At 77.3% G+C, this 9,475-nt stretch carries 8 protein-coding genes; 4 read left to right on the top strand and 4 right to left on the bottom strand.

Features of this window, described 5'->3' with window-relative positions; genetic code table 11:
- Nucleotides 1-621: 621 nt before the first annotated feature.
- Nucleotides 622-1,419: a hypothetical protein gene (locus ACIQUR_RS21165; protein WP_403666232.1), complete on the bottom strand. Its 798-nt coding sequence runs from the start codon at nucleotides 1,417-1,419 to the stop codon at nucleotides 622-624.
- Between the two features lie 298 nt (nucleotides 1,420-1,717).
- Here ACIQUR_RS21165 and ACIQUR_RS21160 point away from each other — a divergent pair, with 298 nt between their 5' ends.
- Entirely contained in the window at nucleotides 1,718-2,371 is a 654-nt protein-coding gene (locus tag ACIQUR_RS21160) for a transglycosylase family protein (protein ID WP_403666230.1), read from the top strand.
- Here ACIQUR_RS21160 and ACIQUR_RS21155 read toward each other — a convergent pair.
- The 3 genes from ACIQUR_RS21155 to ACIQUR_RS21145 are packed head-to-tail and all read right to left on the bottom strand — an operon-like array spanning nucleotide 2,271 to nucleotide 6,275.
- Nucleotides 2,271-3,011, bottom strand: a complete 741-nt coding sequence (locus ACIQUR_RS21155; RefSeq protein WP_403666228.1) for an ATP-binding cassette domain-containing protein — start codon at nucleotides 3,009-3,011, stop codon at nucleotides 2,271-2,273. The two genes, ACIQUR_RS21160 and ACIQUR_RS21155, sit on opposite strands and share 101 nt — an antisense overlap.
- On the bottom strand, nucleotides 3,001-5,841 hold the full coding sequence (locus ACIQUR_RS21150; protein ID WP_403666284.1) for an ATP-binding cassette domain-containing protein: 2,841 nt from the start codon (nucleotides 5,839-5,841) through the stop codon (nucleotides 3,001-3,003). The genes ACIQUR_RS21155 and ACIQUR_RS21150 overlap by 11 nt, the downstream gene beginning before the upstream one ends.
- Nucleotides 5,829-6,275 (bottom strand): hypothetical protein, encoded by a 447-nt coding sequence (locus ACIQUR_RS21145; RefSeq protein ID WP_403666226.1) that lies wholly within the window; start codon nucleotides 6,273-6,275, stop codon nucleotides 5,829-5,831. Before ACIQUR_RS21145 ends, ACIQUR_RS21150 begins: the two co-directional genes overlap by 13 nt.
- 136 nt (nucleotides 6,276-6,411) lie before the next feature.
- On the opposite strand from ACIQUR_RS21145, the gene ACIQUR_RS21140 reads away from it, so the two are divergent.
- The 3 genes from ACIQUR_RS21140 to ACIQUR_RS21130 all read left to right on the top strand — a co-directional run bounded on the left by ACIQUR_RS21140 (nucleotide 6,412) and on the right by ACIQUR_RS21130 (nucleotide 9,408).
- Nucleotides 6,412-6,933, top strand: coding sequence for a hypothetical protein (locus tag ACIQUR_RS21140; protein WP_403666282.1), 522 nt, complete (start codon nucleotides 6,412-6,414; stop codon nucleotides 6,931-6,933).
- Between the two features lie 5 nt (nucleotides 6,934-6,938).
- Nucleotides 6,939-8,243 carry an ABC transporter substrate-binding protein gene (locus ACIQUR_RS21135; RefSeq protein ID WP_403666224.1) on the top strand — a complete coding sequence of 435 codons (1,305 nt, stop codon included), beginning with the start codon at nucleotides 6,939-6,941 and terminating at the stop codon, nucleotides 8,241-8,243.
- A gap of 130 nt (nucleotides 8,244-8,373) precedes the next feature.
- Nucleotides 8,374-9,408 (top strand): helix-turn-helix transcriptional regulator, encoded by a 1,035-nt coding sequence (locus ACIQUR_RS21130; RefSeq protein ID WP_403666222.1) that lies wholly within the window; start codon nucleotides 8,374-8,376, stop codon nucleotides 9,406-9,408.
- The last annotated feature ends 67 nt before the right edge of the window (nucleotides 9,409-9,475 follow it).

Raw genomic sequence — 9,475 nt, 5'->3', positions numbered from 1 at the left:
GGGGGGCGTGACGCGCGCCAATATCAATAATCCGGGCGGGGGGGGGGGGCCCCCCCCCCCGGGGGGGGGGGGGGGGGCCCGCCCGGGGGGGGGGGGGCCCGGGGGGGGCCCCCCCCCCCGCCCGCGTACGCGTACGCGGAACCCTGCCCGCCCGCGTACGAGGGGACCTGCCAGCCGTCGCCCGGCCGGTCCCCGTAGCGGTCGCCCGGCCGGTCTCCCGGCCGGTCGCCCCAGGGCGTCCACGGTTCCGCGTACGAGCTCAGGAAGCCGCCGCTGGTGAGCGCACCGAAGCCGGCGAACCCCAGGTCCTCCTCACCCGTACGGTCGCCCGGCAGCGCCCGGAAGGCCCGCAGGTACTCCGAGCAGAGGGCGTCGTAGATCGGGGTGTGCGAGCCGCCGTGCGGATCCCGCTCGCGCGCGGGGCGCATCGCGGGGACGTGACCGTAGCCGTGGCTCTGCTGGCGAGAGGCGTCGTATGAGTGCACGTGCTGCCAACGACCCCCGGGGCCGCTCGGATGCGGGCGCGGCGGCAAAAACGCAGATCGCCGGGGGTACACGGACCCGAACACGGTCCTGACGTGTACCCCCGGCGCGTCCCGGGTGCCCGTCCCGGGCGACGGATCAGGTGCCGGCGAGCGGCAGCTCCGCCGCCACGAGCAGCCCGGAGGCCGCCGCCTTGTCCAGGGCGTCCCGGAGCAGGTCCTCGCGCGGCTGCTGGCCGATGGAGCCGACCGGCGCGGCGTACACCAGCACCTTCTGCGACCGGTTGGCGGCGGCCCGCCAGCCCTCGGTGACCGGCAGCGCCTGGTGCGCCTGCCACCAGGCCACCGGGCTGCCCCCGTTCGGGCCCGGCTGGAGCACGGCGTGCAGCTTGCCCATGGCCAGCAGCACCGACCAGCCCGACAGCGCCGACGGCAGCGAGGCCATGTCGGTGACCGGGACGAAGCCCTGCTCGATCAGCAGCGGGAGGAAGTCGTCCCCGGGGCCCGAGGTGCCGGGGCGGGCGATCGGCGCGGTCGGCTCCACCACGAGGGCCGGGTACAGCTCGCCCCCGATGAGGACCAGCCCGCTGGTGATGCCGAGGACGGCCTGGCCGCCCGGCACGCTCTGCGGCACCGCCTGGGCCAGGTCGGGGGAGGGGCTGTCACCGGTGATGCTGCGGACGGCGCCCTGGAGCTGCTCCTCGGAGACCGCCACCACCTGCGAGGGGATGCAGGTGGCGTGGGCGAAGGCGAGCACGGCGGTCTCGTCGCCGACGAACAGCACGGTGCTGGTGCGTTCCCGCTCGGAGTCCCCCGGGGTGCGGCAGGAGGTGCAGTCGTAACTGCCGGGGGCGGTCTCGCCCCGGAGCAGGAGTTCGGCTTCTTCGTCGCCGATCTCGGCGCGTACGTCATCACTGACGTCGAGCATGCGCGGCACGGGGTGACTCCTCGGACTAGACGTGCGTGGCCGGGCGGTTCCCGGCTCTTCCGGTCTCAACGGGGGACCCGCGGCCGGGGTCACGCCGTTCAGGGGAACGGAACCGAACCGGCCGACCAGCCGGGTGAACCCGCCACCCGGGTCTTTCCCTTCGGTGCGCTTCCTGGCCGTTGCGGGCCCCTCGCTGTCCGAAGTCGCACGAACGGGTGGCGCGCGGGCCTGGGCCGACCGGGTGGGCCCGCGTGACCCCGCCGCGCGGCACGGCGGGCCGCCGGGGAGCGGTGCGTAGCGTGACCCGATGCCTCCCCTCCGGAACCTGGCGGCGGTCCTGCTGGCCGCCGCCGCGCTGGCGGCCGTCCCGCCCGCGGCCGTACGGGCCCACGCCGCCGGCCCGGACACCGCGGCGGCGGCCCCGCCGCCCCCGGCACCCGGGCCCTCCGGCGTCGGGCACGTCGGCTCCCGGGGCGTGATCGGCACCGGACCGGGCGACTGCGGACCCGGCGGCACCTGGCCCTGGGACTGCCTCGCCGACTGCGAGAGCAGCGGACGCTGGAACATCAACACCGGCAACGGCTTCTACGGCGGGCTCCAGTTCCGGCAGACCACCTGGGTCCGGTACGGGGGGCCGGCCTACGCGGCCCGCGCCGACCTCGCCACCCGGGCCCAGCAGATCAGGGTCGCCGAGGACCTGCTGCCCGAACAGGGATGGGAGGCCTGGCCGGTGTGCGCCAAGCGGTACGGACTGAGCGGGCGCGCCCACGTCGTACGGGCCGGCGACACCCTGTACTCGCTGGCCCGCACGTACCGGGTCAAGGGCGGCTGGCAGGAGCTGCACCGGCTCAACTCCGCGCTCATCGGGGCCACTCCGAACGTGCTGCGGATCGGCTGGATCCTGGCCCTTCCGGCGGCCGCGGCAGCAGCGATGCCACCGGCTCCACCGCCTCAGCGCTGAACGCGACCCGCCCGCGCACGAGTTCGTGCACCAGGACGCCCGGGCGGGCCAGGGCCCGCGGCACCCGAGGCCCGGCGGCCACCACCGTGGCCCCCGCCCGGGCGAGACCGGCGAGCAACTCGTACGTACGGGCCGCCACCTCCGGCGACATGCCCTGCACCGGCTCGTCGACCAGCACCACCGGGTCCGGGCGGGCGGCCGCGGCGAGCAGCGCCCGGGCCACCGCGAGCTGGCGCTGCTCACCGCCGGAGAGGGTGGCCGCGGTGCGGGGGAGCAGGGCGGCCAGCGCCGGGTACGCCTCCAGCGCGGCCGAGGGGTCACCGGCGGGCCCGGCCAGGGCCAGGTTCTCGGCCACCGTGAGCGTGCCGTAGAGGGCGCGTTCCTCCGGTACGAAGCACAGGCCGCGGCGCGCCCGGTCGTGGGCCCGCATCCGGGTCACGTCCTCGCCGCGCCAGCGCACCGTGCCGGCCGCGACCGGCACCGCGCCGGCCAGGGCCCGCAGCACGGAGGTGCGGCCCGAGCCGTTCCGGCCGACGAGCAGCGTGAGGGTGGCGGCGGGGAGGGCCAGGTCCACGCCGTGCAGGGCCTCCAGGGGGCCGTAACGCACCTTCACACCCGACAGTGCGATGTCAACGGTCATACGGCGTCCGGGAGGAGAGCGTCTCGGGGCGGAGCACACCGGCCTCCATGCGGTGCACGGTGTCGGCGAGCCGGGCCACCAGATCGAGGTCGTGCTCGATGAGGAGCAGCGCCGTGCCGTCCGCGGCCAGGGCGCGCAGCACCCGGGCGAGGGCCTCGACCTCGGCCGTGTCGAGGCCGGCGGCCGGCTCGTCGAGCAGCAGCGCCCGCGGGTCCGCCGCCAGGGCCCGGGCCAGCTCCACCCGCCGCAGCGTGCCGGTGGGCAGCCCGGCCGCCGGCACCCGGCGCACCGGGCCGTCGAGGTCCAGCAGCCGCAGCGCCCGCTCGACCGCCCGGGGGGCCGGGCGCCGGCCCTGCTCGGCGCCGACGCGGACGTTCTCCTCGACGGTGAGCGAGCCGAAGACCGCCGGCTGCTGGAAGGAACGCACCAGCCCCAGGCGCGCCCGCGCGTACGCGGGCAGCCGGGTGACGTCCCGTCCGGCCAGCAGCACTCGGCCCCCACTGGGCCGCAGCGTGCCGGCCAGGCAGTGGAAGAGGGTGCTCTTCCCGGCACCGTTCGCCCCCACCACCCCCGTGACCCGCCCGGCCGGCACGGCCAGCCCGACCCCGCGCAGCACGTGGTAACCCCCGTAGTGCGCGTGCAGCGCCTCCGCCCGGAGCACCGGCTCCGGTCCGCCGGGGCCGTACCCCGGAGCCGCCGCCACGGGCGGGCGGCCGGGCGCGGCGGCCGGGGGCGGCGGGGCGGTCGGCGGAGTCGGCGGAGGGGGAGGGGGAGACGGAGAAGCCGGGGTGCCGGGGGCACGGGGGTCCCCGGCGGGGCCCGCCGGCCGCCGCCCCGCCGGGTCCTCCGGTCGCTGTCCCGCGGGGTCCTCCGGCCGGGGCCGCCCCGTGGGCTCCTCCGGCCGCGGACCGGCCCGGGCGGGACCCGCGGGCGCCGGGGCGGCTACCGCGGCCGGGGCGGGCCGGTCGGCAGGGCGCAGGGCGGCCGACGGAGGCGGGGGAGGGGCGGTCGGAGCGAGGAGGCCCGCGAGGCCCGCCGGGAAGCGGCCGATCAGCGTGGCCAGCAGGCCGATCACGGCGGCCGCGACACCACCCCGGGCACCGGCGTCCAGCCCGACCAGCAACGCGGCGGCCAGCAGCGCCCCGGGCATGCTGTCCGCCCCCACGACCACCACCGCGGCGAACCACAGCAGCCCCCGCACCGGATCGAACGCCTCCGGGTCGAAGGCCCGCACCCCCATGCCCAGCATCCCGCCGCCCAGCGCGGCCAGCGCGGCACCGACGACGAAGGCCCCCACCTTCAGCCGGTCCACCGCCACCCCGGCCGCGCCGGCACCGGCCGGGTGGTCCCGCATCGCGGCGAGCCCCCGCCCGGTCCGCCCCCGCCGCAGCGCACCCACCGCCGCCAGGGCCACCGCCAGCAGCACCAGCTCCAGGACGTAGTACGCGCGGTCCGCGGCGAAGCCGGCCGGGCGGCCCAGATCCAGCCCCGAGGTGGCGTACGGCTGGGCGAAGACGAACCGGCTCACCGCCACCCCCACCGCCAGCGTCGCCAGCGCCAGGGCCAGCCCGTGCCGACGGATCGCGGGCCACCCGGTCAGCAGCCCGAGCGGCGCCACCAGCAGCACGGCGAGGGCGAGCGCCGCCGGCTCGGGCACGGCGGGCAGCCCCGGGAACCGCCCGGCGGCCAGCAGCGCGGTGAACAGCGCCCCCAGCCCGGCGTACGCCGCCTGCCCCAGCGAGATCTGCCCCCCGCGCCCCGTGACCACCACCAGCGACAACAGCACCACCGCCAGGGCCGGCACCCGTACGGCGGTCTGGAGGTCGTCCCCGCCGAACCCCAGCGGCAGCAGGAACAGCAACCCGGCCGCGCACCACACGAGCGGCTCCCGGCCCCCCGCCCGGCCCCCGGCCCGGCCCCCCGCCCGCCACCCGCCGCCGGCCCCCACCGGCCCCGCCGCCCCCCGCTCCGGCAGCTCCCCGGCGGGCACCGGCACCAGCAGCGTCGCCGCGAGCAGGGCCAGCACGAACAGGTTCGCCGCCACCGCACCCAGCAGCGGCGCCGCCCAGCCCTCCGGATGGAACCGCGTCAGCTGGGCCTGCGCCACCCCCAGGGCCAGCGCGGCCAGGATCGCCACGGGCAGGCTCCGCATCCGGGCCAGCACCGCGACCGCCACCACCTCCAGCACCAGCAGCGGCAGCCCGTACGGGTCCAGCCGCACGTAGGGGGCCAGCAGCACGCCCGTCAGCCCCGCCGTGAACGACCCGAAGGCCCAGCCCACCGCGGCCACCCGGTCGGCGTCGATGCCGCCGAGCGCGGCCAGCGCCCGGTTGTCCACCACGGCCCGCAGCGACCTGCCGAAGCCCGTACGCCGGGTCACCACCGCCACCAGCAGCGCGACCAGCACCGCCGCCGCCAGCTGGGACCACGGCTCGCCGCCGACCGGCACCGGAGCGTCGTCCCGCGCCCCCGGCCCCCACACCAGCACGGCCGCCCCCACCAGCAGCACGAACACCCCGATCGAGGCCACCAGCGTCAGGTCGGGACCGGCGCCCCGCACCGCCAGCGGCCGGAACACGGCCCGGTCCAGCAGCAGCCCGATCCCGGGCGCCACCAGCAGCAGCGTCACCGCCCCCGCGGCCGGCACCGGCCAGTGCCACTCCACCACCAGCTGGCGCATCACGTACGCGCACACCATCGCCACGGCACCGTGCGCGAGGTTCAGCACCCCGGTGGCCCGGTAGGTGACGATCAGGCCGATCCCGGTGAGCGCGGCGGCACTGCCGACCGCCAGTCCGGCCAGCGTCAGCTCGTACGTCAGCGAGGCCACGACGGCTCGCACACCGGGCACGGCGTCAGACCGGAGCCGGCCGCCTCCTCCGCGTCCGGACGCCCGTCCACCAGCGGGCAGTCCGGCCGGTGGGCCAGCGTCCCGCCCGGCACCCGCAGCGGCGGCCCCTCCGAGGACGCCGACGCCCCCGGGGCCGGAGCCCCGAACGCCACCGCCCCGTCCCGCTCCTGACGGCCGTCCGGCACCGGCCCCCGGTCCGCCGCCGCCCCGTCCCGCACCAGCACCGCCGCCAGCAGCACCGCGCCCGCCACCACCAGCGCCGCCCCCGGCACCGTGCACGAGGCCAGGTAGGGCAGCTGCCGTTCGGCGTACCGCTCGCCGGAGATCCCGTACCAGCCCAGCACGCACAGCAGCGCCCCGCAGACCAGTGCGCCCACGGCGGCCCACAGCGCCGGGCGCGGAACGTCCCGCATCGGCAACCCCCTCGACGGTGGTGCGTCCCGGCCCCGGAGGACCGGACGGCGGCCGGTTTCTTGCACGATGCCCGGAAGCATCAGACCCTGGAAGCATCGAGCCGAACGGCTCGCTCGGACACCGGTGGTGAGCCAGATGGTCCTGGGCGGACACTCTCGTATCGCGGCGCTCGCCGCGGCGGCGGTCCTCGTGCTGACCCCCGCCGCGGTCGGATGCTCCGACGACGGCGGCGGCAACGGCGCGGCCACGCCGGGCACGCCGAGCGTGGCGGCCCCCACGCCGACCGGCCCCCCGGGCCCCGCCGACCCGGCCGCGGCCGAGGCCGAGGTCACCAGGAACTGGGTGGCGTTCTTCGACCCGAAGACCCCCACCGAGGAGAAGGTCAAGCTGCTGGAGAACGGCGAGACCCTCCAGCCCGTGCTGCTCGCCATGCGCGCCGACCCCAACGCGCAGAAGACCTCCGCCAAGGTGACGAAGGTCGAGTTCACCTCTCCCACCGAGGCCGCCGTGACGTACGACCTGCTGGTCGGCGGCACCCCGGCCCTGACCGCCTCCAAGGGCACCTCCGTCCACGTGGACCAGGTCTGGAAGGTGTCCACGAAGACGCTGTGCGCGCTGATCCAGCTCAGCGGCGACACGTCCGTGCCGGGCTGCTGACGCCCTTGCCCCCGCGCCGGGCCGACGTACGCCGGACCGCCCGGCACCTGCTGCTCGCCGCCGTCCTCGCGCTGACCGCGGCCTGCGGCAGCCGGCTGCCGGAGAGCGCCTTCGAAGCCCGCACCCCGACCCCGCCGTCGGCCGCCGCCTCCGGCTCGCCGGTCCGCGTCGGCCTGATCGCCAGCGTCACCAGCCCGGTCGGGGGCGACGCCTTCACCGGCCCCGGCGAGGGCGCCAAGGCGTACTTCGCCGCACTCAACGCGCAGGGCGGCCTCGGCGGGCGCCCGGTCGAGGTGATCACCTGCGACGACGGCGGCAGCGGCATCGGCAACAACGAGTGCGTCCACGAACTCCTCGACGAGCAGAAGGTGTTCGCCCTGGTCGCCACCACCGCCCTGGACTACGCCGGCGCCCCGCTGGTCAGCCGGGCCGGGGTCCCCGACATCGGCGGACAGCCCATCGGACCCGCCTACGACACCTACCCGCACCTGTACGGGATCTACGGCAGCCAGGCCCCCCGCACCGGCAGGACCCCCGGCTGGAACGGCACCCTGTACGGCGGCACCGAGGTCTACCGGTACTTCAAGCAGACCCAGGGCGCCCGCAGCGCCGCCGTCGTCGCCTACAACCAGGCCGCGTCCGCCGCGTACGCCCGGCTGGTCACCGAGGGCCTGGAGGCCGAGGGCTACACCGTGGTCCAGGAACAGGTGGACTTCGCCCTGCCCAACTTCCGCGCGGTGGCCGCCGACCTGAAGGCCCGCGGCGTGGACCTGGTCTTCGACGCGCTCGACAGCCACGGCAACGCCCGCCTGTGCGAGGCGATGGACGCGGCCGGGGCCGACGTCACCGCCAAGGTCACCAACGTGCAGAACTGGAACGACACCGTCGAGCGCGACTACGCCGCCGCCCCGCGCTGCCGCAACGCCCTCTGGGTGACCGGCTCCAGCCGCAACCACGCCGAGGCGGACCACCCCGCGGTGCGCGCGTTCCGCACCGCCATGGGCGACCGGCCGCTGTCCCAGTGGCAGCTGGAGGGCTGGGCCGCCGCCATGTGGTTCACCGACGCGGCCCGCTCCTGCCTGCCGGACCTCACCCGCGCGTGCGTCGAGCGCTTCATGAACCGCCCCGAGCCCTACACCGCCCGGGGCCTGCTGCTGCCGGCCTCGTACGTGCCCTCCGCCACGCCCCCCGAGGAGCGCCGCACCTGCCTGTCCGTGGCCCGCTGGCAGGACGGCAGGACCTGGGTGGACCAGGGCCCCGACATGACCGCCAACTGCTTCGTCGTCCCCCAGCTCCCGTACCGGCCCTGACCGCGCCTCCGGTACGGGCCCTGACGGCGCGTCCGGTACGGGCCCTGACGGCGCGTCCGGTACGGACCGCCCGGCCGCTCGCGTACCGGCCCCGGCCGCCGCCGGCCCCGGCGCTGGCAGACTCGGGCCCATGCTCGAGACCTCCGCACGACTGCTGCGCCTGCTCTCCCTGTTGCAGGCCCACCGCGAATGGACCGGCGCCGACCTGGCCGAGCGGCTCGGCGTCACGCCGCGCACGGTCCGCCGGGACGTGGACCGGCTGCGGGAGCTCGGCTACCCGGTCAACGCCAGCCCCGGCACCGGCGGCGGCTACCAGCTGGGCGCGGGCGCCGAGCTGCCGCCGCTGCTGCTCGACGACGACGAGGCGGTGGCCGTGGCGGTGGGCCTGCGCACCGCCGCCGGGAACGGCGTCGAGGGCATCGGCGAGGCCTCCGTACGGGCGCTGGCCAAGCTGGAGCAGGTGCTGCCGGGCCGGCTGCGGCGGCGGGTGTCGGCCCTCAACGCGTTCACGGTGCCCATGCTCAGGGCACCCGGCGGGCCGGCCGTCGACGCCGCCGTGCTGACCGAACTGGCCGCGGTCTGCCGGGACGGCGAGCGGCTGCGCTTCGTCTACCGGGACCACCGGGGCGAGACCAGCCGGCGCACCGTCGAACCGCACCGGCTGGTGTGCACCGAGCGCCGCTGGTACCTGGTGGCCTGGGACGTGGACCGGGAGGACTGGCGGACCTTCCGGGCCGACCGGATCGAGCCGAGGCCGCCGCACGGCCCCCGGTTCCCGCCGCGCACCCCGCCCGCCGAGGACCTGGCCGCGTACGTCTCGGAGGGCGTCTCCCAGCGGGTCTACGCGGCACGGGCCGTGCTGCGGCTGCTCGTGCCGGCCGAGGAGGCGGCCCGTACCGTCTCGCCCTCGGACGGCGTGCTGGAACCCGTCGACGCGGACAGCTGCCTGCTGCACACCGGGGCGGCCGCGCTCGACGTACTGGTGATCCACGTGCTGCTGATGGGCTTCGAGTTCGAGGTGGTGGAGCCGCCGGAGCTGGCCGACCGGATCAGGGCCGCCCGGGACCTGCTGGGCCGTGCGGCGGCGCGGAGCCCGGAGGGGAATCCGGGGCAGGACGAGGAAGTCGTGGCGGGGCGGCGGACAGGGGGTCGCCCATTCCGGTGACCTTCCGAAGCGTCGTGCCGTGCAGCGAGACGAACGACGTGACCAGGCAGAGGTGGCCCCTCGCTGT

It is taken from the genome of Streptomyces sp. NPDC101132 (assembly GCF_044759225.1).
Classification (GTDB): domain Bacteria; phylum Actinomycetota; class Actinomycetes; order Streptomycetales; family Streptomycetaceae; genus Streptomyces.
Note: the sequence above shows the minus strand (reverse complement) of the source record. Positions and strands in the feature narration are given on the sequence as shown.